The organism is Bradyrhizobium sp. KB893862 SZCCT0404, assembly GCF_018130885.1.
GTDB classification, from domain to species: Bacteria; Pseudomonadota; Alphaproteobacteria; order Rhizobiales; family Xanthobacteraceae; genus Bradyrhizobium; species Bradyrhizobium stylosanthis.
In genome coordinates this window covers 1448730-1469120 of record NZ_JAFCLT010000001.1, presented here as the reverse complement: position 1 = coordinate 1469120, position 20391 = coordinate 1448730, and the positions used below count along the sequence as shown (strand labels likewise).

Annotated in this window: 20 protein-coding genes; 15 read left to right on the top strand and 5 right to left on the bottom strand. The window is 65.7% G+C overall.

Going from position 1 to position 20391, the window contains the following annotated elements; genetic code table 11:
- Positions 1 to 43: 43 nt before the first annotated feature.
- The 8 genes from JQ617_RS07325 (at position 44) to hflX (ending at position 10243) form a co-directional block, all read left to right on the top strand.
- Positions 44 to 1039, top strand: coding sequence for an ABC transporter substrate-binding protein (locus JQ617_RS07325; protein ID WP_212025528.1), 996 nt, complete (start codon positions 44 to 46; stop codon positions 1037 to 1039).
- A gap of 116 nt (positions 1040 to 1155) precedes the next feature.
- Positions 1156 to 2883 carry a DUF3300 domain-containing protein gene (locus JQ617_RS07320; RefSeq protein WP_212025526.1) on the top strand — a complete coding sequence of 576 codons (1728 nt, stop codon included), beginning with the start codon at positions 1156 to 1158 and terminating at the stop codon, positions 2881 to 2883.
- Positions 2880 to 3797 (top strand): DUF2950 domain-containing protein, encoded by a 918-nt coding sequence (locus tag JQ617_RS07315; protein WP_212025524.1) that lies wholly within the window; start codon positions 2880 to 2882, stop codon positions 3795 to 3797. Before JQ617_RS07320 ends, JQ617_RS07315 begins: the two co-directional genes overlap by 4 nt.
- A complete protein-coding gene (locus JQ617_RS07310; RefSeq protein WP_212025523.1) occupies positions 3781 to 4245 on the top strand; it encodes a hypothetical protein in 465 nt (154 codons plus the stop codon). Before JQ617_RS07315 ends, JQ617_RS07310 begins: the two co-directional genes overlap by 17 nt.
- A 204-nt stretch (positions 4246 to 4449) precedes the next feature.
- On the top strand, positions 4450 to 6888 hold the full coding sequence (locus JQ617_RS07305) for a sensor histidine kinase NtrY-like (protein WP_212025521.1): 2439 nt from the start codon (positions 4450 to 4452) through the stop codon (positions 6886 to 6888).
- A 17-nt stretch (positions 6889 to 6905) separates the two neighbouring features.
- Complete coding sequence (ntrX, locus tag JQ617_RS07300) at positions 6906 to 8276, top strand: nitrogen assimilation response regulator NtrX (RefSeq protein WP_063683535.1); 1371 nt, start codon at positions 6906 to 6908, stop codon at positions 8274 to 8276.
- A gap of 312 nt (positions 8277 to 8588) precedes the next feature.
- Positions 8589 to 8837, top strand: coding sequence for an RNA chaperone Hfq (gene hfq / locus JQ617_RS07295; RefSeq protein WP_007591126.1), 249 nt, complete (start codon positions 8589 to 8591; stop codon positions 8835 to 8837).
- An 11-nt stretch (positions 8838 to 8848) separates the two neighbouring features.
- Positions 8849 to 10243 carry a GTPase HflX gene (hflX, locus tag JQ617_RS07290; RefSeq protein ID WP_212025519.1) on the top strand — a complete coding sequence of 465 codons (1395 nt, stop codon included), beginning with the start codon at positions 8849 to 8851 and terminating at the stop codon, positions 10241 to 10243.
- A gap of 101 nt (positions 10244 to 10344) precedes the next feature.
- On the opposite strand, the gene JQ617_RS07285 is transcribed toward hflX, so the two are convergent.
- Both JQ617_RS07285 and mazG read right to left on the bottom strand, forming a co-directional pair.
- Positions 10345 to 10818, bottom strand: coding sequence for a GNAT family N-acetyltransferase (locus JQ617_RS07285; RefSeq protein ID WP_249156861.1), 474 nt, complete (start codon positions 10816 to 10818; stop codon positions 10345 to 10347).
- On the bottom strand, positions 10818 to 11636 hold the full coding sequence (gene mazG, locus JQ617_RS07280) for a nucleoside triphosphate pyrophosphohydrolase (protein WP_212025516.1): 819 nt from the start codon (positions 11634 to 11636) through the stop codon (positions 10818 to 10820). The genes JQ617_RS07285 and mazG overlap by 1 nt, the downstream gene beginning before the upstream one ends.
- 127 nt (positions 11637 to 11763) lie before the next feature.
- Here mazG and queC point away from each other — a divergent pair, with 127 nt between their 5' ends.
- Positions 11764 to 12477 (top strand): 7-cyano-7-deazaguanine synthase QueC, encoded by a 714-nt coding sequence (gene queC / locus JQ617_RS07275; RefSeq protein ID WP_212025514.1) that lies wholly within the window; start codon positions 11764 to 11766, stop codon positions 12475 to 12477.
- 165 nt (positions 12478 to 12642) lie between these two features.
- On the opposite strand, the gene JQ617_RS07270 is transcribed toward queC, so the two are convergent.
- The 3 genes from JQ617_RS07270 to nthA are packed head-to-tail and all read right to left on the bottom strand — an operon-like array spanning position 12643 to position 14302.
- Positions 12643 to 13020, bottom strand: coding sequence for a nitrile hydratase accessory protein (locus JQ617_RS07270; protein ID WP_212025512.1), 378 nt, complete (start codon positions 13018 to 13020; stop codon positions 12643 to 12645).
- Positions 13020 to 13679: a nitrile hydratase subunit beta gene (nthB, locus tag JQ617_RS07265; protein ID WP_212025510.1), complete on the bottom strand. Its 660-nt coding sequence runs from the start codon at positions 13677 to 13679 to the stop codon at positions 13020 to 13022. The genes JQ617_RS07270 and nthB overlap by 1 nt, the downstream gene beginning before the upstream one ends.
- Positions 13676 to 14302 (bottom strand): nitrile hydratase subunit alpha, encoded by a 627-nt coding sequence (nthA, locus tag JQ617_RS07260; protein ID WP_212025509.1) that lies wholly within the window; start codon positions 14300 to 14302, stop codon positions 13676 to 13678. The genes nthB and nthA overlap by 4 nt, the downstream gene beginning before the upstream one ends.
- Positions 14303 to 14364: 62 nt before the next feature.
- Here nthA and JQ617_RS07255 point away from each other — a divergent pair, with 62 nt between their 5' ends.
- The 6 genes from JQ617_RS07255 to JQ617_RS07230 all read left to right on the top strand — a co-directional run bounded on the left by JQ617_RS07255 (position 14365) and on the right by JQ617_RS07230 (position 20376).
- Complete coding sequence (locus JQ617_RS07255; protein ID WP_212025507.1) at positions 14365 to 15123, top strand: PA4824 family protein; 759 nt, start codon at positions 14365 to 14367, stop codon at positions 15121 to 15123.
- Between the two features lie 35 nt (positions 15124 to 15158).
- The gene (locus JQ617_RS07250) at positions 15159 to 15965 is read left to right on the top strand and encodes an enoyl-CoA hydratase/isomerase family protein (RefSeq protein ID WP_212025505.1); all 807 of its coding nucleotides are present in this window, start codon (positions 15159 to 15161) and stop codon (positions 15963 to 15965) included.
- A 113-nt stretch (positions 15966 to 16078) separates the two neighbouring features.
- The gene (locus tag JQ617_RS07245; RefSeq protein ID WP_212025504.1) at positions 16079 to 17560 is read left to right on the top strand and encodes a DASS family sodium-coupled anion symporter; all 1482 of its coding nucleotides are present in this window, start codon (positions 16079 to 16081) and stop codon (positions 17558 to 17560) included.
- 231 nt (positions 17561 to 17791) lie between these two features.
- Entirely contained in the window at positions 17792 to 18919 is a 1128-nt protein-coding gene (locus JQ617_RS07240) for a methionine ABC transporter ATP-binding protein (RefSeq protein WP_249156686.1), read from the top strand.
- A complete protein-coding gene (locus tag JQ617_RS07235; RefSeq protein ID WP_212025500.1) occupies positions 18909 to 19574 on the top strand; it encodes a methionine ABC transporter permease in 666 nt (221 codons plus the stop codon). The genes JQ617_RS07240 and JQ617_RS07235 overlap by 11 nt, the downstream gene beginning before the upstream one ends.
- Positions 19575 to 19602: 28 nt before the next feature.
- Entirely contained in the window at positions 19603 to 20376 is a 774-nt protein-coding gene (locus tag JQ617_RS07230) for a MetQ/NlpA family ABC transporter substrate-binding protein (protein WP_212025498.1), read from the top strand.
- The last annotated feature ends 15 nt before the right edge of the window (positions 20377 to 20391 follow it).

Sequence of the window (20391 nt, the reverse complement as noted above, 5' to 3'; positions counted from 1 at the left end):
GGCCGGGCTGGGCGCGGGCATGGTGGGGATGAGTGGTTCAATCATGAAGCGCCGTGAGTTCATGGCTCTGCTGGGCGCTGCGGCTGCGTTTCCAGTCTCGGTGCGTGGGCAGGAAAGGCCGGCGTGGCAGTCGATGCCGTCGGTGGGCGTCCTGACCGGCAATATTCCGGGCGATTCCGGTGCCCAGATGCGGGTCGCTGCGTTCCAGCAGGGACTGGCCGATCGCGGCTGGGTCGCCAATCAGAACTATCGGCTCGAGATTCGCTGGCCCGGCCCCGATCCGGCGCGGCAAAGACTGGAGGCGCTCGAGCTCGTCGCCACCGCGCCGGACGTCCTGTTTGCGACCAGCACGGGCACGACCCGGGCGCTGCGGGATGCGACGCAGCGGATTCCGATCGTCTTCGTCGGGCTCTCCGATCCCGTCGGGACCGGTCTCGTCGCCAATCTGGCGCGGCCGAGCGGCAATCTGACGGGCTTCTCGCTCTACGAGCACTCGATGAGCGGGAAGTGGCTCAGCCTGCTCAAGGAGATGGTGCCGGGCATGACGAGCGCCGCGGTCCTGTTCAATCCGGACTCCGCGCCCTATGCGCCGTTCTACATCGAGGCCGCGCACCAGATGGAGAACCGTCTCGGCATGAAGGTCGCGGGGGCGAGCGTTCGGAGCGCGGCCGACATCGCGGGGGTCATCGACGCGGCGGCGCGCAACGGCGCAGGCCTTGTCGTGCTGCCGGACGGCGGCTTCTTCGGCGCACAGAGCGCGATGACGATCTCGCTGCTGGCGCAGCGCCGTGTGCCTGCCATCTTCGCGGTCCGGTTCTACGCCGCCAATGGCGGCCTGATGTCGTATGGTGCCGATCTGACCCAGCAGTTTCGCGATGGCGCCGGTTACGTCGACCGCATCCTGCGCGGAGCGGACATCCGTACATTGCCGGTGCAGTTCGCCAGCACGTTCGAGCTCGTGATCAACATGAAGACCGTCCATGCGCTCGGGCTGACCGTCCCGGGCCGCTTTCTGATCGAGGCCGAGCTGATCGAGTGAGCCCATGGTCTCGCGTTGCAACAGATGCGCAGCCCTCCGTTTCGTTGATCTCGATCAACGAATGCCCATGCCGCGGCCCCGATCTTCGCGGTCGGAAAGCTGGAATGGAGGGTCGAATGTCTCGCTGCAGGAAAACCCTGATGGCGGTTGCGCTGATGCTGGCGCTGCCGGTGGCGGCAATCGCGCAAACGGCCGACAAACCGGCGACGCCGAGCACGCAGGCCCAGCCGGCTTCTCCGCCGGCACCGGCACCAGCGCCTGCCGCAGAGCTGTTGAAGCCGGAGCAGCTCGAAGCCCTGGTCGCGCCGATCGCGCTCTATCCCGATGAGCTGCTCGCCAACGTGCTGGCCGCCTCGACCTATCCGCTCGAGGTCGTGCAGGCCGACCGCTGGCTGAAGGAGCGCAAGACGCTGAAGGGCGATGCGCTGCGGACCGAGGTGGAAAAGCAGGGCTGGGACGACAGCATCAAGGCGCTCGCCAGCACCGCCGACGTCCTGACCATGATGAGCGACCAGCTCGAATGGACCAAGAAGCTCGGCGATGCCTTTCTCGCCCAGCAGCCCGACGTGATGGATGCGATCCAGCGCCTGCGCAACAAGGCCTACGACAACAAGAAGCTCACCACCACCAAGCAGCAGAAGGTCAGCGTCCAGTCGCAGGAGGGCAAGCAGGTCGTCGTGATCCAGCAGGCCAATCCCGCGGAGATGTATGTGCCGTATTACGATCCGGCGACGGTCTATGGCAGCTGGCCCTATGCGGAATATCCGCCATATTACTGGGGCTATCCGTCCTATATCGGCGCGGGAGTCGTTGCGGCAGGCCTTGCTTTCGGCACGGCCTGGGCAATCGGACGCTGGGGCAATTACTGGGGCGGCGGCTGCAACTGGGGCAACCGCAACGTCTACGTCAATCATCGCACCACCAACATCGGCAATGGCTGGCAGCACAATCCGGCGCATCGCGGCGGCGTGCGCTACAACAACACCAACGTTCAGAACCGCTTCGGCAACAACAACGTCAGGGCCGGCGCGTCCGACCGGATGGACTTCCGCGGCCGTGACGGCAACCAGGTGCTGAAGCCGAGCCAAGGTGCTGGAGACCGTGCGGGTGATCGCGCGGGCGACCGCGCCGGTGATCGTGGCGGCCCGGGTGACCGTGCAGGAGATCGAGCGGGAGATCGTGCAGGCGACCGCGCGGGCAATCGCGGCGACCGTCCCGGTGGTGGCGATCGCGCAGGTGCGGCAGATCGCGCCAAGGGCGGCGGTGATCGGGCCAAGGGTGGCGGTGATCGTGCAAAGGGCGGTGGTGACCGCGCCAAGGCTGCGAACCGTGCCGGCGGCGGTGCTGCCGCCAACCGTGGCGGCGGCGGCAACCGCGGCGGCGCGATGAACGTCTCCTCGGGCCGGTCGGCGGCCGCGGCCTCGGCGCGCGGACGCTCCAGCATGGCGAGCATGCCGCGCGGTGGCGGCGGAGCGGCCATGGCCGGTCGCGGCGGCGGTGGCGGAATGGCAATGCGTGGCGGCGGTGGCGGCGGCTTCGGCGGAGGCGGTGGGCGAGGTGGCGGCGGTGGCGGCCGGCGTTCCGACATCGCGCTGAAGCACGACATTGCTCTGCTTGGTCATCTCTCCAACGGCCTCGGCTACTATCGCTTTAGCTATATCGGCAGCGACAAGGCCTATGTCGGCGTCATGGCGCAGGAGGTCGAAAGTGTGATGCCGGCGGCGGTGAGCCGCGGCAGCGACGGTTATCTGCGCGTCCACTACGACATGCTTGGCCTGAAATTCCGCACCTACCGCGACTGGCTCGCTGGCGGCGCGAAAATTCCTGCGGAGGTGACGCCATGACTGGCCTGAAATCGTTTCGCCGCGCCGTCTTTCCGGGCCTGGTCGCACTGACGTTGCTCGGCACGGCGTCGCAGGCGCAGCAATCCTACAAGACTCCGGAAGACGCGGCCGCCGCGCTTGCGGCCGCGGTCAAGAGCGGTCCGGACGACATCCTGAAAGTACTTGGCCGAGCCGCCGAGGACATCGTCTCCTCCGGCGACGAGATCGCCGACAAGGACATCCGCGCGCGCTTCACCTCGATGTACGACGTCAAGCACGGCATCAAGGCGGAGGGCAACAAGACCGCAACGCTGATGCTGGGGCCGGATGATTTCCCGTTCCCGATTCCGCTGGTCAACGCGAAGGCCGGTTGGGAGTTCGACACTGCCGAGGGCCGCATTGAAGTGCTGCGCCGTCGCATCGGCCGTAACGAGCTCGACGCGATCCAGACCGCGCTCGCCTTCGTCGACGCGCAGAACGAATACGCCGACAAGGACCGCGGCGAGGGCGCCGGCGTCTATGCCCAGCGCATCGTCTCCTCGCCAGGCAAGAAGGACGGCCTGTTCTGGCGCGACGACAAGGATCCGAGCCCGCTCGGTGCGCTGGTGGCGGAGGCCTCGAAGGAAGGATACCGGGGCGGCGATGTGGGCCCCGCACCGTATCACGGCTACTACTTCCACATTCTCAAGGGGCAGGGCCGCGATGCGCCGGGCGGTGCGCTCAATTACGTCGTCAAGGGCAAGATGATCGGAGGCTTCGCACTGATCGCCTGGCCTGCGGAATACGGCAATTCCGGCATCATGACCTTCCTGGTCAATCATGATGGCGTCGTCTATCAGAAGGATCTCGGCAAGCGCACCGAGTTCATCGCCGAGCGCACCACGCTGTTCGATCCCGACGAGACCTGGAAGAAGGTCGATGCCGCAAAGCCCTGAGCCGAAGCGCATGCGAGGCGTGATCGCGGCCGGCTTCGCGGTAGTGGCGATGGTCCTGCTCGCGATGCCGACCACGCCGGCCTTCGCGCAGGCGAGCGGCCAGGTCCGCGTCAAGATCGTCAAGGCCGGCCTTCTGGTCGGCGGCGGGGCGGGCAGCGGCGTCCTGACCTATCGCGGCCGGAACTATCCCTTCAAGGTCGCGGGGTTGAGCTTTGGCATCACCGCCGGCGCGAGCGTCGGCCGGTTCGAGGGACGGGCGTCGGGGATCCGCGAGGTCGGCGACTTTGCCGGGACCTACAGTTCCGTCGGCGGCGGCTTCGCCCTCGTCGGTGGCATCAACGGCGTCCAGCTGCGCAACGAGAAGGGCGTGACGCTCACGCTGCAAGGCGCGAAGGCGGGCCTGGAGCTCGCGGCCAACATCGGCCAGATCACCATCGCGCTGAAGTAGGACGGGAAGGGCTGCGGCGAGCGGCCGGCAAGTGTCGAATCCCGTTGCCGCCGATTTGGTAAATCATGGCTAAAAGAAGAAGTTGAATTCTCTAAGCTACTGACATTGCGTGGCTATTTGACACTGTAGTGTCTCGGCAACAATGTGGTACGAATACATCAGTTTCCGCCAGCCGCGGACCCGTTTTTCAGCACCATTGCCGGAATGACCAGCGCAGATACCTCGGCCGCATCCTTTGACACGGCCCCAGCCGAAGAGCCGCGGCGCTGGTCGCCGCGACGATGGCTGGCGCCCTTTGCCGTGGCGCTGGCACTGCTCTCGGGGCTCCTGACCTTCCTGGTCCTGACCGGGCTGACGCGGATCGAGCCGACGCCGGAGGTGGTGCGCTCGTTCTACCTGATCAATGCCGGCACGATCCTCCTGCTGGTCGGGATCATCGTCCGCGAGCTCTGGCAGCTCATCCTGGCGCGGCGGCGGGGCAGGGCGGCGGCACGCCTCCACGTCCAGATCGTCAGCCTGTTCTCGATCGTCGCGGTGCTGCCGGCGGTGCTGGTCTCCGTGGTCGCCAACGTCACCCTCGAGCGCGGCCTCGACCGGCTGTTTTCGGGGCCGACCAAGGAGGTCATCCAGAACTCGCTGAACATCGCGCGCGCCTACATGCAAGACCACGCGCAGCTGATCCGCGGCGACATTCTCGGCATGGCCAACGACATCGCGCATGCAAGGCCGCTCTACGATCAGGACCGGCGCTCGTTCCGCGAGATGCTGACCGCCAGCGCGAGCTCGCGCAATCTTCCGGGCGCGATGATCATCGACAAGAACACCAACATCCTGGAATCCGCCGACACCGGCATGCGGCTGGCCTATTCGCCGCCGGCCCCCGACTTCCTCAGCAACGTCAACGAGAACGAGCCCGAGATCGCGGTGCTGCCGGATGCGAGCTTCGTCGCCGCGGTGATCCGGCTGCGCGCCTTCAACGACACCTTCCTCTATGTCGCGCGGCCGCTCGATCCCAATGTGGTCAACCAGCTCAAGCAGACCGAGGTCAGCGTCGCCGAATATGCCCAGATCGAGTCGCGGCGGCTCGGCATCCAGGTCGCCTTCGCGCTGATGTTCGCGGTGATCGCGCTGACCATTCTGATGGCCTCGGTGCTGATCGGCCTGAACTTCGCCAACTCGCTGGTGGCGCCGATCCGGCGGCTGATGAACGCGGCCCATACCGTCTCGACCGGCGACCTCCACGTCAAAGTGCCGGTGCACCAGTCGGAAGGCGACCTCGCCCAGCTCGGCGAGACCTTCAACAAGATGACGCAGGAATTGCGCAGCCAGCGCGACGAGCTCGTCAACGCCAGCGATCTCATCGACAGCCGCCGCCGCTTCATCGAGGCCGTGCTGTCCTCGGCGAGCGCCGGCATCATCGGCGTCGATACATCGGGCAGCGTCGGCATCCTCAACCGCTCCGCCGAGAAGCTGATCGGGCACTCCGAAGCCGAGACGCTCGGCCATCCGCTCTCCGATGTGCTGCCCGAGCTCGACGAGATGATGAAGGCCGCGCGGGAAGGGACCCAGCGCCTGGTTCAGGGCCAGATCACGATCACCCGCGACGGCGCCGAGCGCAATCTGTCGGTCCGCGTCAGCGCCGAGAAGAACCAGCCGCACGACAGCTACATCATCACGCTCGACGACATCACCGAGCTGGTCTCGGCGCAGCGCACCTCGGCCTGGGGCGACGTGGCGCGCCGCATCGCCCACGAGATCAAGAACCCGCTGACGCCGATCCAGCTCTCCGCCGAGCGCATCCGCCGCAAATTCGGCAAGGACATCACCGAGGCCAAGGACAAGCAGATCTTCGATCAGTGCACCGACACCATCGTGCGCCAGGTCGACGATATCAGGCGCATGGTCGACGAGTTCTCGCGCTTCGCGCGGATGCCCAAGCCCGTGATGGAGGGCGAGGACGTCGCCGACACGGTGCGGCAGGCGGTGTTCCTGATGAAGGTCGCCCATCCCGAGCTCGATATCGAGGCGGAATTCAAAGAGGATCCGCTCCGGGCGCAGTTCGACCGGCGGCTGATCTCGCAGGCGGTCACCAACATCGTCAAGAACGCCACCGAGGCGATCGAGCAGGTCCCGCCGGAGGAGCTCGGCAAGGACGGTGGCAAGGGCCGCATCGACGTCGTGGTGTCGCGCGACGGCGAGGACGTGCTGATCGACGTCATCGACAACGGCATCGGCCTGCCCAAGGTCGCGCGCTCGCGGCTGCTCGAACCCTATGTGACCACGCGCGCCAAGGGCACCGGCCTTGGGCTGGCGATCGTCGGCCGCGTGCTGGAGGACCATGGCGGGCGCATCGAGCTGAAGGACGCCTCCGATTTCCGCGAGGGCCAGCGCGGCGCCTGGATGCGGATGCGCTTTGCGATCACGGGCCAACCCGCGAAGGGCCAGGGAGCCGAACAGGCGCCCGAGCCCGCGACCAAGCCCGACACCAAGGACACGCCCCCGGAATCCCCTAGGGAATCCGGCCAGGAATCCGTGAAGGATTCCGACAAGGGCCTGGAAACAAAAGAGCCGGCCGCCCAAACCAAAGAGCCGGCTGAAATGACCAATGATTCAACGAAAATCGAAGCCTCAACAGGCAGCTGAGAAGACAGGCGCGACCCATGGCTAGTGAAATTCTGATTGTCGATGACGAGGCCGATATTCGGGATCTCGTTGCGGGCATTCTCGAAGACGAGGGGTTCGTCACAAGGACCGCACGCGACAGCGACTCGGCGCTCGCCGAGATCGCCAATCGCAGGCCGCACCTGGTGTTCCTCGACATCTGGCTGCAGGGCTCCAAGCTCGACGGCTTGCAGCTGCTGGAGCAGGTCAAGAAGGACAATGCCGACCTGCCGGTCGTGATGATCTCCGGCCACGGCAACATCGAGACCGCCGTCGCCGCGATTAAGCGCGGCGCCTATGATTTCATCGAGAAGCCGTTCAAGGCCGACCGGCTCATCCTCGTCGCCAACCGTGCGCTGGAGAACTCGCGGCTGAAGCGCGAGGTCAAGGAGCTGAAGCAGCTCGCGCCGAGCGCCAGCCAGCTCGTCGGACGCTCGCCCAGCATGAACCAGCTGCGCCAGACCATCGAGCGTGCGGCCAAGGCCAACAGCCGCATCCTGATCGTCGGTCCCGCCGGCGCCGGCAAGGAGCTGACCGCGCGCACCCTGCATACCGCGTCGGGCCGTGCCGACGGCCCCTTCGTCGTGATCAATGCCGCCGCGATCACGCCCGAGCGCATGGAGCACGAGCTGTTCGGCATCGAGCAGTCCAATGGCGAGCAGCCGCGCAAGCCCGGCGCGCTCGAAGAGGCGCATGGCGGCACGCTGTTCATCGACGAGATCGCGGACATGCCGCGCGAGACCCAGAACAAGATCCTGCGCGTGCTGGTCGAGCAGTCGTTCCAGCGCGTCGGCGGCACCTCCAAGGTGCAGGTCGACGTGCGCATCATTTCCTCCACCGCACGCAATCTCGAAGAGGAGATCGCGGCCGGCCATTTCCGCGAGGATCTCTATCACCGGCTCTCGGTGGTGCCGATCCGCGTGCCCGCGCTCTCGGAGCGTCGCGAGGACATCCCGGAATTGATCGACTACTTCATGGAGCAGATCTCGGCTGGCAGCGGCCTGCCCAAGCGCCAGATCGGGCAGGACGCGATGGCGGTGCTGCAGTCGCATGTCTGGCCCGGCAATGTGCGCCAGCTCCGCAACAACGTTGAGAGAGTCATGATTCTGGCCGCGGGTGGACCGGAGGTGATCATCACCGCCGACATGCTGCCGCAGGACGTCGGCTCGATGGTGCCGGCAATGCCGACCAGCAACAATGGCGAGCACATCATGGGCTTGCCGCTGCGCGAAGCGCGCGAAGTCTTCGAGCGCGACTATTTGATTGCTCAGATCAGCCGTTTTTCAGGAAATATTTCTCGAACGGCCGAGTTCGTTGGCATGGAACGGTCGGCGCTGCATCGGAAGCTGAAGGCGCTCGGCGTCGGCTAGGACGTCGCGAGCGAAGTGGATACCGCTCCGCATACAGCAATCGTACCGAGACAACAGGCCGGGCGCCGCGACGTTGCGGCGCCGCGCTTGGGAAAAACGAACAAAATCATCCATTTCCGTAGTTTTTCGGAGCATTAGAACATCGCCTGCCGCGTGAAGCGGCTTGCCTAATAAGCCGACCTGTCCTCTAATCGAACCGCTGTTCCCTCCGAGGGGGATCTCATGAGGAGCGGCAACCGGAGGAGGCCCCGAGCTCGACAAAGAGGGCCGCATCCGGCGCAATAAAAAGAAACTCAAAGCGAGAAAAAAACAATGGCGGCAGACCGCGCACAAAACCTACAGGACACCTTCCTCAATCACGTTCGTAAAACCAAAACGCCACTGACAATCTTTCTGGTCAACGGAGTGAAGCTCCAGGGTATCGTGACCTGGTTCGACAATTTCTGTTTGCTGCTTCGGCGCGACGGTCATTCGCAGCTTGTCTACAAGCACGCGATCTCGACCATCATGCCGGGTGCTCCGATCCAGTTGTTTGAAGGCGGCGAGGATCAGCCGGCTTGAGAGTGATCTGATTGGAACCCCGGAATTTCGACGGGGATGCCGACCGTCCGCGGCCGGCAGGGGCTAAGCAGACGGGGCGGGTGCTTGTCATCGGTCCCTATTTGCGAGCGCGCGCGGGAAGTGCCGACGCGCAATCGGAAAGCCATGCCCTTCCCAATCATGTTCAGCGTGACGCCGAGGCCCGGCTCGACGAAGCTGCGGGCCTCGCACGCGCGATCGATCTCGTCATTGCCGACGCCATCATCGCGCCGATCAGCCAGATCCGGCCCGCCACCTATATCGGCAAGGGCAAGGTCGAGGAGATCGCAGCGCTCGCCAAGAGCCTCGACGTCGAGCTCGTGGTGATGGACTGCGCGCTGGCGCCGATCCAGCAGCGCAATCTCGAGAAGGAGCTGCATGCCAAGGTGCTCGACCGCACCGGCCTCATTCTGGAAATCTTCGGCCGCCGCGCCAAGACCAGGGAGGGTTCGCTCCAGGTCGAGCTCGCGCATCTCAACTACCAGCGTTCGCGCCTGGTGCGCTCATGGACCCATCTGGAGCGCCAGCGCGGCGGCTTCGGCTTCATGGGCGGCCCGGGCGAAACGCAGATCGAGGCCGACCGCCGCCTGATCCAGGAGCGCATCTCCAAGCTCGAGAGCGAGCTCAAGAAGGTGCAGGCGACACGGCGGCTACATCGCGCCGGACGCCAGCGCGTGCCGTATCGCGTGGTCGCGCTGGTCGGCTACACCAATGCCGGCAAGTCGACGCTGTTTAACCGCCTGACGCGTGCCGACGTGCAGGCGGCCGACATGTTGTTCGCCACGCTCGACCCGACCCTGCGCGCGCTCAACCTGCCGCATGGCGGCAAGGCGATGCTGTCGGACACCGTCGGCTTCATCTCCAATTTGCCGACCCAGCTCGTCGCCGCCTTCCGCGCCACGCTGGAGGAGGTGCTGGAGGCCGACGTCATCCTGCATGTGCGCGACATCTCCCATGAAGATGCCGAGGCGCAGCAGAGCGACGTCGACGCCGTGCTCCGCCAGCTCGGCATCAACCCCGATGATAGCGGCCGCATCATCGAGGTCTGGAACAAGATCGACCGTTACGATGCCGAGCAGCGCGAAGAGTTGCTGAACATCGCCGCGCGCCGGCCTGAAGATCATCCCGCGATGCTGGTCTCCGCCGTGTCCGGGGAGGGCGTCGACGCACTGCTCGCCGCGATCGAGGAACGGCTAGCCGCCAAGCGCACCACGCTCGACCTCTCCATCGACGCCGCCGACGGCGCCGGTATCTCCTGGCTCCACCGCAATTCCGAGGTGCTGGCGAAAGAGCTGCACGACGGCCGCTTCGACATGACGGTGCGCGTGGACGAGACCAAGCGGGATATCGTGGTGAACAGGTTCGACGCCGTGCCGCGCGTGGCGTGATCCTTTCGTAGCCCGGATGGAGCGGAGCGAAATCCGGGATTCTCGCGTCTCGTCGCACCGGTCCCGGATTGCGCTCCGCTCTATCCGGGCTACGCAACGGGTCACCTGGACAGGTCGAGGCTCATGAACTGGTTGTGCGGGCTCGCCTCGTAATCGGCGAACGGCTCGCACGATACGAAGCCGGCACTGCGGTAGAGCGCGACGGCAGGAGCATGCAGCGGCGCCGTGCCAGTCTCCAGGCTGAGCCGCGCATAGCCGCGCTTGCGGGCTTCGGCAATGATGTGCTGCAGGATCGCGCGGCCGACCCCGGTCCCGCGCGCGGCAGGTGCGGCGCGCATGGACTTCACCTCCGCGTGCGTGTCGTCCAGTTGCTTCAGGGCGCCAAATCCAACCAGCGCATCGCCGTGCCAGACCGTCCAGAACGTCACCGAGGGAGCCGAAAGACCGCTCGCATCCAGCGCCTGCGCGTGCTCGCCCATGACGCTGCGGAGCTCTTCCAGATGATGTGCCAGCAGGTCGGCGACGTGTGGCGCCCTCGGATCATCCTGCCTGATCTCCATGGCGCGCACTTGCATCACGTGGCCGTCTTCGCCGCATTCCACAGCGCGTCCATCTCCGCGAGCGAAGCCTGCTCGAGCGTGCGGCCCTGCGCCTCGAGTGCCCGCTCGATATAGGCAAAACGCCGCTCGAACTTCGCGTTGGTCGCACGCAGTGCGGCTTCCGGGTCCGCATCGACATGGCGGGCGAGGTTGACGAGGGCGAACATCAGGTCGCCGGTCTCTTCCGCCAATTCCTGCTTGTCGCCGCGCTCCAGCGCCGCCTCGATCTCGTCGGCTTCCTCGCGGATCTTCGCCAGCACGGCACGCGGATCGTTCCAGTCGAAGCCGACGGTGGAGGCCTTGCGCTGCAGCTCCATGGCGCGCGTCAGCGCCGGCTGGCCGGCCTTGATGCCCGACAGCAGCGATGTGTGCGCCGGTGCTTCTTCCTTGGGCCGTCGCGCGGCGCGCTCGGCCTTCTCCTCGGCCTTGATGCGGTCCCAGACCTCCTTGACGTGGTGCGGGGCGAGATTGCCGTTCTTGTCGGCGAAGACATGGGGATGGCGCCGGATCATCTTGCGGGTGATGGCCTCGACGACGTCGCCAAAGGCGAAGGCGTTCTGCTCCTCGGCCATCTGGGCGTGGAACACGACCTGCAGCAGGAGGTCGCCGAGCTCCTCCCTGAGATCGTCGAGATCGCCGCGGGTGATGGCGTCCACCACCTCATAGGCCTCCTCGATTGTGTAGGGCGCAATCGTCGCAAAATCCTGCTCGAGGTCCCAGGGGCAGCCGGTCACCGGCGTGCGCAGCGCCGCCATGATCTCGATCAGGCGGGAAATGTCGCGGGAAGGGGTCATTGCGGGGCGTCTCTCCTGGGTCTCGAGACTTATGCCAAAAGCAGCCGGTCGATCCCAGCGTAACGGCACGGAACAGGCCGATTTCCACCGATTGGCTGGGACGTTCCACAGTGCTAAAGCGCGGGCCATGAGCGACGCATTTTCATCACAAACCGCTTTGGTACTGTTCTCCGGCGGCCAGGATTCCACCACCTGCCTCGCCTGGGCGTTGAGCCGCTTCGCGCGCGTGGAGACGCTGGGGTTCGAGTACGGCCAGCGTCATGCCATCGAGCTGGCCTGCCGCGAGAGCCTGTTCGACGGCGTCAAGGCCCTGCGCGCCGACTGGGCCGCAAAGCTTGGCGAGAGCCATACGCTGTCGATCCCGACGCTGGCGGCGGTGTCTGAGACGGCACTGACGCGCGACGTCGCCATCGCGATGGGCGCCGACGGCCTCCCCAACACCTTCGTGCCCGGCCGCAATCTGGTGTTCCTGACCTTTGCCTCGGCGCTGGCCTACCGGCGCGGCATCACCCACATCGTCGGCGGCATGTGCGAGACCGACTATTCCGGCTATCCCGATTGCCGCGACGACACCATCCGCGCCATGCAGGCCGCGCTCTCGCTCGGCATGGCCAGGAAATTCGAATTGCACACCCCCTTGATGTGGATCGACAAGGCCGCGACCTGGAAGCTCGCGCATGATCTCGGCGGCGACGGGCTGGTCGATCTCATCCGCGAGCAGTCCCACACCTGCTATCTCGGCGAACGCGGCGCGCGGCATGAGTGGGGCTATGGCTGCGGCGAGTGCCCCGCATGCAGCCTGCGGGCGAAGGGCTGGCGGGAGTTTGCGGCGGCGAGGTAGCGCCTCCCATTCGGCTCTCGTGCCCCGGACGCAGCGCTCCTTCAGCGATGCGCTGCAGAGCCGGGGGCCCATGCCTCTGTATGGTGCTGTGTGGCTTTCTGGGTCCCGGCTCTGCGCAGCAGCGTTGCACGCTGCAGCGCGTCCGGGACACCAGCGCAGCGCGAACTACCTGAAATCCTCGTCCCGCAGCTCGATCGGCTTGCCGTGCGGCGTGCGATCCGCGGCGTGATCCCAAGCGTCGCGGTAGCGGTGCAGGGTGTCCATCGAAGCCACGCCCTTGCGCGCGACGAGGCCTTCCAGCGTGGCGAGCCAGTGCAGATAGTAGGTCTCGCCCGTATCAGGATCGCCGGCGGCCTGCGCGCGCTTGATCTCGGAGGCCAGGGCTGCGGCCCATTCAGGCCAGGTGAAGACGCCGCGCTCGTGCAGGGTCAACGCCATCGCGAAGGCATGCGCCTCCCAGGGCGCGCGAAACACCGGTCCTTCGTCGTCGCGCGGAATGCTCGGGATCGCCGCCGTCGCGGCCGCGGCAGCATTGCTGCTCATCACGCCGGGTCCAGATACGGCTCGAACGCGTCGATCGACACTTTCAGCGAGGGATCACCATCCTCGCCCCAGAGATCGCGGCCCTCGAACACCACGGTGTAGAGCCATTGCGGATTCTCGCCGAGCTCCATCGCCGCCGAATCCGGAAACACGTGACAGCCATGGTTGAGCTCGACCACGCCGACATGGCCGCGCACATAGCGCGGCAGCCGCGTATGCGTCGCCGGATGGATGTTCTTCGCCCGCACGCGATCGCCGATGTTGAATCGGGCCGGCGCCGGGGCAGGGCGGGCGAACTTGCCGCGCACCATGATGCGCTCGACCTGGGTGAGATCGAACTTGCCGTGCTTCAGCGCCTTGCCGGGCTGCATTGCGTGGCCGGCGGCAACCTCCTCGCGCGTGAGGTAGCCCTTCTCGATCAGCATCTCCTCAAGACCGAGAAACCATTTCTTGTAGTAGGAGCTCGACAGATACACGTGCGGCGGCAGCGACTCGCGATAGAAGCGCGAGGTGTCGATGTTGAAGGCCCCGGCGGCGCCCATCGCACGCACCATCGCCAGCACGCGCGCTTCCCACTCCTCGTGGAAGACAGGTTCGTTCAGCTCAGCCTCGACCTTGCCGAACCCATCCATGCCGCCCATGTCGTGCACGCCGTTCATGACGGTGCTCCCGGCATCCTCGGAAAGCCGGTCCCGATCATGGAGTCGCGCGTGACGAGCTCTGCGAGCTGCTCCTCGCTCCAGCCCTCGGTGCCCGCGGGGCGCATCGGAAGCACCAGGAAGCGCGTCTCGGCCGTGGAGTCCCAGACCCGGATCTCGATGTCCTTGGGCAGGGTCACGTCGAAATCGGCGAGCACGCCGCGCGGATCCTTCACCGCGCGCGAACGATAGGGCGCAGCCTTGTACCAGACCGGCGGCAGCCCCAGCATTTCCCAGGGGTAGCAGGAGCACAGCGTGCACACGACCATGTTGTGCCGCTCCGGCGTGTTCTCGACCACGACGAGATGATCGCCGACGCGGCTGACATGGCCGAGCGTGCCGATTGCCTTGGAGCCATCCTCCAGCAGCGCCTGCTTGAACGCCGGATCGGACCAGGCCTTGGCGACGACGCGGGCGCCGTTATGCGGGCCGATCTTGGTCTCGTAGGCCTGGATGATGGCATCGAGCGCGGCCGGCTCGACATAGCCTTTTTCGGTCAGGATCGTTTCGAGCGCGCGCACGCGCAGCTCGGTCTCCGACAGCTCGGAATGGTCGTGATCGTGGTCGTGATGATGCTCGCTCATGGCGCGAAGATAGTCCCAGAATCCGGGCCTTGTCGAGACGAAGACTCTGCTAACATCGGGGCATGGGCTGGGCCAAAGACACTGGAATAACCGCTGCAATCGCGGCTCTTGTCGCACTTGCGACCCAGGATGCGCGCGCCGCGAATGGTGCCTATGCGGTGGATGCCGCCGACATCTCGGAGGTCGGCTCCTGCAAGGTCGAAAGCTGGATGTCGGCGGCGACCAACACGGATGTCCTGGCGGTCGCCAACCCGTCCTGCGTCGTCGATCCCTTCAGGCCGATCGAGCTGAGCATGCAGACCATCCGCGCCCGCAGCGACGGCGACTGGAGCACGACGGTCGCTCCAAAGGCCAAGACGAATTTCATCCCGACCGGGATCGGGCGGTGGGGGCTGTCGGCCTATGGCGGCGGGTCGTTCGATGTCATGACCGGCGAGGCGCTGTCCGCCTTTGCGGTGATACCCGCGACCTTTCGCCTGTCGGAGACCATGCGGATCAACGTCAACGGCGGCTGGCTCTGGGATCGTACTGTGGATCGCCACTATCTGACCTACGGCATCGGCTTCGACTGGAAGTTCACCGACACGTTGCAGTGGACGATCGAGGCGTTTGGCCAGGCGGGCAGATCCGAAATCGCGAGCATTGTGCAACCGCGCTTCCAGACCGGTGTACGCTACCGGCCGAACGAGATATTTTCCGTCGATGTGATCTACGGCCGCAACATCACCGGCGAGAATGCCAACTGGATCACCATCGGTACCACGATCCGGTTTCCGGTGCGCGGCAGTGAACCGGAGCATCGGCGCACCGGGCATTTGTGAGCGATCCAAGAACAACAAGAACAGGGAGGCCTGTGGTGAGCGACTATGTGACGATCGAGAAGGGGCACGGGCCGGAGGGGCGGATCGCGATCGTGCGCTTCGACCGCAATGACGGCATCAATGCGCTCTCGCCCGAGGCGCTGCGCCAGCTCACTGCGGCCGCGCGCAGCTTCGAGGACGACGCCGAGACCTCCGTCGTGGTGCTGACGGGCAGCACCAGCGCCTTCAGCGCCGGCTTCGACCTGAAGGACGCCGAGGGCCGCTCGCGCAAGGACATGGATCTCGGCGCGCTGCGGCGGCATCTCAAGCTCGGGCCGCGTCTCACCCACGCCTGGCAGGAGATGGAGCAGATCACCATCGCGGCGATCGAGGGCTTTTGCGTCGGCGGCGGTGTCGCCCTTGCCGTGGCGCTCGACTTCCGCATCATGGGACGCGACGCGCATCTGCGCGTGCCCGAGATCGGGCTCGGCATGAACATGAGCTGGCAGAGCATCCCGCGCATGCTGCACCTGGTCGGGCCGGCCCGCACCAAGCAGGCGGTCATTCTGGCCGACCAGCGCATCAGCGCGGAGGAGGCCTATGAATGGGGCCTGGTGGAAGAGGTGGCCGATCCCGGCCATGCGTTCGATGCCGCCATGGAACTCGCCCGCAAGGTCGCCGCGCAGCCGCCGCTTTCGGTCGCCATGACCAAGCTGACCGTCAATCGCCTCACGCATGCGCTGGACGATCTCGCCAGCCACATGGATGTCGACCAGTTTGCGCTCGCGAGCCTCAGCGAGGACCACAAGGAGGGAGTCGAGGCGTTCCTGACGCGGCGCAAGCCGCGTTTCAAGGGACGGTAGAAACCTTCCGCCAGACCATTGATCGCATCGCGGACAATCCGTATACGCCGCGGAAGGACAAAAGCAGCCCGGCCAACGGGCGCACGAAGTAACGGCAATCGAGGGGAGGATTCATGGCCGCTGGTTCGCAGGCGCCCGCAGCAAAGGGGTTTCGCTGGAAGCTGATCGCGCCGCTCGTGGTGTGGCTGGTGATCTATCTGTGGCCGGTGCCATCAGGCCTCAACGTCAATCAATGGCACTATTTCGCGGTGTTCGCGGCCGTGATCACCGGGCTCATCCTGGAATCGATGCCGGTCGGCGCGGTCGGCTTCATCGGCCTGACGGTCGCGGGCGTTGCCGGCTATATCGATCCCGACCCCGGCAAGTCGCTGCGCTGGATGCTGGCGGGCTTTGCCGAGAGCACGGTGTGGCTGATCGTCGGCGCCTTCGTGTTCTCGATCGGCTATCGCAAGAGCCAGCTCGGCCGGCGCATCGCGCTGGTGCTGGTGCAGCGGCTCGGCCGCAACACGCTCGGGCTCGGTTATGCGGTTGCGATGTCCGACTTCCTGCTGGCGCCGGCAACGCCCTCCAACACCGCGCGCAGCGGCGGCATCGTCTATCCCATCATCAGTAACATCCCGCGCATCTACGGCTCCGAGCCCGGGCCGACCGCGGGCAAGATCGGCACCTACGTGATGTGGACCGCGTTCGCGGCGACCGCGATCACCAGCTCGCTGTTCTTCACCGCGCTCGCGCCCAATGCGGCGGCGCTGGCGATCGCCAAGAAGACCGCCGGCGTCGAGGTGAGCTGGGCGCAATGGTTCATGGGCTTTGCCCCGCTCGGTCTTCTTCTCATGATCGTCGTGCCTCTGCTCAGCTATCTGGTCTGCCGGCCCGAGGTGAAGCGCAGCCCGGAGATCACCGAATGGGCGGCAAAGGAGCTCAGCGAGATGGGCCCGATGTCGCGCAACGAGTGGATCATGCTGGCCCTGATCGTGCTGGCAATGTTCCTCTGGATCGCGGGCTCGAGCCCGGACATCCACGTGCCCGGTATAGGCTCCAACTTCGTCAACGCCACCACCGTCGTGTTCATCGTGATCTCCCTGATGCTGGTGAGCGGCGTGATCGAGTTTGCCGACATCGTCAGCGAGAAGAGCGCCTGGGAGGTGTTCTTCTATTTCACCTCGCTGCTGACGCTGGCCTCGGGCCTCAACGAGATCGGCTTCATCAAATGGTTCGCGACCGAATACGCAAAGCCGCTCGCGGGACTGTCGCCGTCGACCGCGATGCTGCTGCTGGTCGCGCTGTTCTTCTGGATCCACTATTTCTTCTCGAGCATCACCTCGCATGCCGCCGCCGTGCTGCCGGTGGTGCTCGCGGTCGGCTCGGGCATTCCCGGCCTGCCCGTGACGACGCTGGCCATGCTGTGCATGTACTCGCTCGGCCTGATGGGCGTGATCTCGCCCTACGCGACGGGGCCGGCGCCGATGTATTTCGGCAGCGGCTATATCGGGAAGGGGCAGTTCTGGGGATTTGGGCTGATCTTCGGCCTGCTGTATTTCGCAGGCCTGCTGCTGATCGTATTGCCCTGGTTGCAGCTCAGGTCCGGAGGCTGATACCCCCGGCGGAGGAATATTCTTCTCCGGGGAGGGATTGGGAAATCTTCGTCCAAGTCCCCGCAAATATCTGAAATTGCAAGGAAGACCGGTTCGGGCGATGGTGTGCTGCAGTGCAGCGCGCCGCACCCGGACGATCTGCTGCTGTTCCACCTCCCGTCGCTGATGCGACCTCAGCCTCGTGCGCCGTTCGAGCGGGCGAGCTAAATTTCGTGCATGAAAGCTGCTTCCATGAACGCGCACCCATCGCTGCTGGTCGGAGAACCGATCGAGACACGCGCAGCGATTGCCTCTGAACCGGACGCGATGGTCCGGTTCGAAGCCATCTCGAAAACCTATCCGGCCTATCGCGGCAAGCCCGGCGTCAAGGCGCTAGAGAATATCGACTTCGCGATCCCGCGCGGCTCGATCACCGGCGTGATCGGCCGTTCCGGCGCCGGCAAGTCGAGCCTCGTCCGTCTCATCAACGGGCTGGAGAAGCCGACCACCGGACGCGTGATCGTGGATGGCCGCGATATCTCGGCCCTGGCCGGGCGCGAGCTACGGCTGGCGCAGCGCTCGATCGGCATGATCTTCCAGCACTTCAACCTGCTGTCCTCGCGCACCGCCGCCGACAACATCGCGCTGCCGCTCGAGATCGCCGGCTGGGCCAAGGCCGACATCAAGGCCCGCGTCGCCGAGCTGCTGGCGCTGGTCGGCATCGCCGACAAGCACGACCGCTATCCGTCGGAACTCTCCGGCGGCCAGAAGCAGCGCGTCGGCATTGCCCGCGCGCTGGCGACGCGGCCAAGCGTGCTGCTGTCGGACGAGGCGACCTCCGCGCTCGATCCGCAGACCACGCGCGCCATTCTCGATCTGCTCGCCAACATCAACCGCGAGCTGGGGGTGACCATCGTGCTGATCACGCATGAAATGTCCGTGGTACGCCAGCTCGCCAAGGAAGTCGTGGTGCTCGATGCCGGCCATGTCGTCGAGAGCGGCCATGTCGCCGACATCTTCACGCACCCCAAGCATCCGATCACGCAATCCTTCCTCGCCGAAGTCATCGGCGACAGCCTGCCGGTCTCGCTGGCGAGCCGCATCGTTCCGCAAGCAGCGGCCGGCGGACAGGCCGTGATCCGCGTGCAGGTGCGCGGGGCAGGGGCGGGCGACACCGTGGTGGCGCGGCTGGCGCGCGAGCTCGGCCTCGACGTGGCGCTACTGTCGGCCCGCATCGACGAGATCGGCGGCCAGCATGTGGGCTCGCTGACGCTCGGTATTCCTCTCAATATTTCTGGCGGCGAGGACGCGGTGACGCGGACGCTCGCCTGGCTGTCTCAATATCAATTCCCGGCGGAGCGTCTCGGCTATGTCGCCTGAACTCATCAACCTCATCGTCCAGGCGACCTTCGAGAGCCTGTACATGGTCGGCATTGCCGCCGCTCTCGGCACCGCCTTCGGCCTGCCGCTCGGCGTCTTTCTCGCCACCAGCCGGAAGGGCGAGCTGTTCGCATCGCCGCTCGTGAATCGCGTGCTGGGCGCCGTCGTCAACGCGACGCGCTCGACGCCCTTCATCATCCTCGTCGTCGCCATCATCCCGTTCACGCGGTTTGTTGCGGGCACCTCGATCGGCTCGACGGCAGCGATCGTGCCGCTGACCATCGCCTCCACGCCGTTCATCGCGCGCCTCGTCGAGGCTGCGATCCGTGAGGTCGATGGCGGCCTGATCGAGACCGCATCCTCGTTCGGTGCATCGCCGATCCAGATCGTGCTCAAGGTCCTGATCCCCGAGGCGCTGCCGGGCCTCTTGCTGGCGCTGACGCTCGCGGTGGTCAGCCTGCTCGGCTACTCCGCCATGGTCGGCGCGGTCGGCGGCGGCGGCCTTGGCGACCTCGGCATCCGCTACGGCTATCAGCGCTTCATGCCGGAGATGATGCTCGCCGTCGTCGTCGTGCTGATCGCGCTGGTGCAGCTCGTGCAGAGCGCCGGCGACTATCTGGCGCGCCGGGTCAATCGCCGGCTGCGGCATCGCTGATCCAAACTTCCTGAAACTGGAGACTTCAATGCGTTTTCTCGCAACCCTTGCGGCTGCAGCCTTGCTTGCGACCACCGCCCAGGCGGAAACCATCCGGGTCGGCGTCACCGCCGGCCCTCACGCCGAAATCCTCGACGTCGTGAAGAAGGTCGGTGCCGAGCGCGGCCTCGACATCAAGGTGGTCGAGTTCACCGACTACGTGATCCCCAACCAGGCGCTGGCCCTGAAGGACCTCGAGGCCAACTCGTTCCAGCACGAGCCGTACCTGAAGAACCAGATCTCCAAGACCGGCTGGAAGATCGTCAAGGTCGCCAACACGATCGGCTCGCCGCAAGGCGTCTATTCGCAGAAATACAAGAAGCTCGCGGACCTGCCCGAGGGCGCCCGCGTCGCCATCGCCAACGATCCGTCCAACGGCGCGCGCGGCCTGATGATCCTGGCGCTGCACGGCGTGATCAAGCTGAAGGACGCGAACAACGTCTCTTCGACGATTGCCGACATCACCGACAACCCGAAAAAGCTGCGCTTCGTCGAGCTCGATGCCGCCCAGCTGCCGCGCGCGCTGCAGGATGTCGACGTCGTCTCGATCAACAACAACTATGCGGTGCAGGCCGGCCTCAACCCGGCGACCGACGCCATCGCACGCGAAAACCCCGACGGACCCTGGGTCAACATCCTCGCCGTCCGCGAGGAGGACAAGGACAAGCCGTGGGTCAAGCAGCTGATCGAGGCCTATCACTCCGAGCCCGTGAAGGCGTTCCTGGAGACGCGCTTCAAGGGAACGTATCTGCCGACGTGGTAACGCGACAGGGTTCGT

Coding starts and splice junctions, on each gene's coding strand:
- hfq (WP_007591126.1), top strand. CDS start 8,589: ATGGCGGCAGACCGCGCACAAAACCTACAGGACACCTTCCTCAATCAC.
- JQ617_RS07285 (WP_249156861.1), bottom strand. CDS start 10,818: ATGCAAGTGCGCGCCATGGAGATCAGGCAGGATGATCCGAGGGCGCCA.
- JQ617_RS07255 (WP_212025507.1), top strand. CDS start 14,365: ATGGGCTGGGCCAAAGACACTGGAATAACCGCTGCAATCGCGGCTCTT.
- JQ617_RS07325 (WP_212025528.1), top strand. CDS start 44: ATGAAGCGCCGTGAGTTCATGGCTCTGCTGGGCGCTGCGGCTGCGTTT.
- nthA (WP_212025509.1), bottom strand. CDS start 14,302: ATGAGCGAGCATCATCACGACCACGATCACGACCATTCCGAGCTGTCG.
- ntrX (WP_063683535.1), top strand. CDS start 6,906: ATGGCTAGTGAAATTCTGATTGTCGATGACGAGGCCGATATTCGGGAT.
- mazG (WP_212025516.1), bottom strand. CDS start 11,636: ATGACCCCTTCCCGCGACATTTCCCGCCTGATCGAGATCATGGCGGCG.
- JQ617_RS07270 (WP_212025512.1), bottom strand. CDS start 13,020: ATGAGCAGCAATGCTGCCGCGGCCGCGACGGCGGCGATCCCGAGCATT.
- queC (WP_212025514.1), top strand. CDS start 11,764: ATGAGCGACGCATTTTCATCACAAACCGCTTTGGTACTGTTCTCCGGC.
- JQ617_RS07310 (WP_212025523.1), top strand. CDS start 3,781: ATGCCGCAAAGCCCTGAGCCGAAGCGCATGCGAGGCGTGATCGCGGCC.
- JQ617_RS07245 (WP_212025504.1), top strand. CDS start 16,079: ATGGCCGCTGGTTCGCAGGCGCCCGCAGCAAAGGGGTTTCGCTGGAAG.
- JQ617_RS07315 (WP_212025524.1), top strand. CDS start 2,880: ATGACTGGCCTGAAATCGTTTCGCCGCGCCGTCTTTCCGGGCCTGGTC.
- JQ617_RS07240 (WP_249156686.1), top strand. CDS start 17,792: ATGAACGCGCACCCATCGCTGCTGGTCGGAGAACCGATCGAGACACGC.
- nthB (WP_212025510.1), bottom strand. CDS start 13,679: ATGAACGGCGTGCACGACATGGGCGGCATGGATGGGTTCGGCAAGGTC.
- JQ617_RS07320 (WP_212025526.1), top strand. CDS start 1,156: ATGTCTCGCTGCAGGAAAACCCTGATGGCGGTTGCGCTGATGCTGGCG.
- JQ617_RS07230 (WP_212025498.1), top strand. CDS start 19,603: ATGCGTTTTCTCGCAACCCTTGCGGCTGCAGCCTTGCTTGCGACCACC.
- JQ617_RS07305 (WP_212025521.1), top strand. CDS start 4,450: ATGACCAGCGCAGATACCTCGGCCGCATCCTTTGACACGGCCCCAGCC.
- JQ617_RS07235 (WP_212025500.1), top strand. CDS start 18,909: ATGTCGCCTGAACTCATCAACCTCATCGTCCAGGCGACCTTCGAGAGC.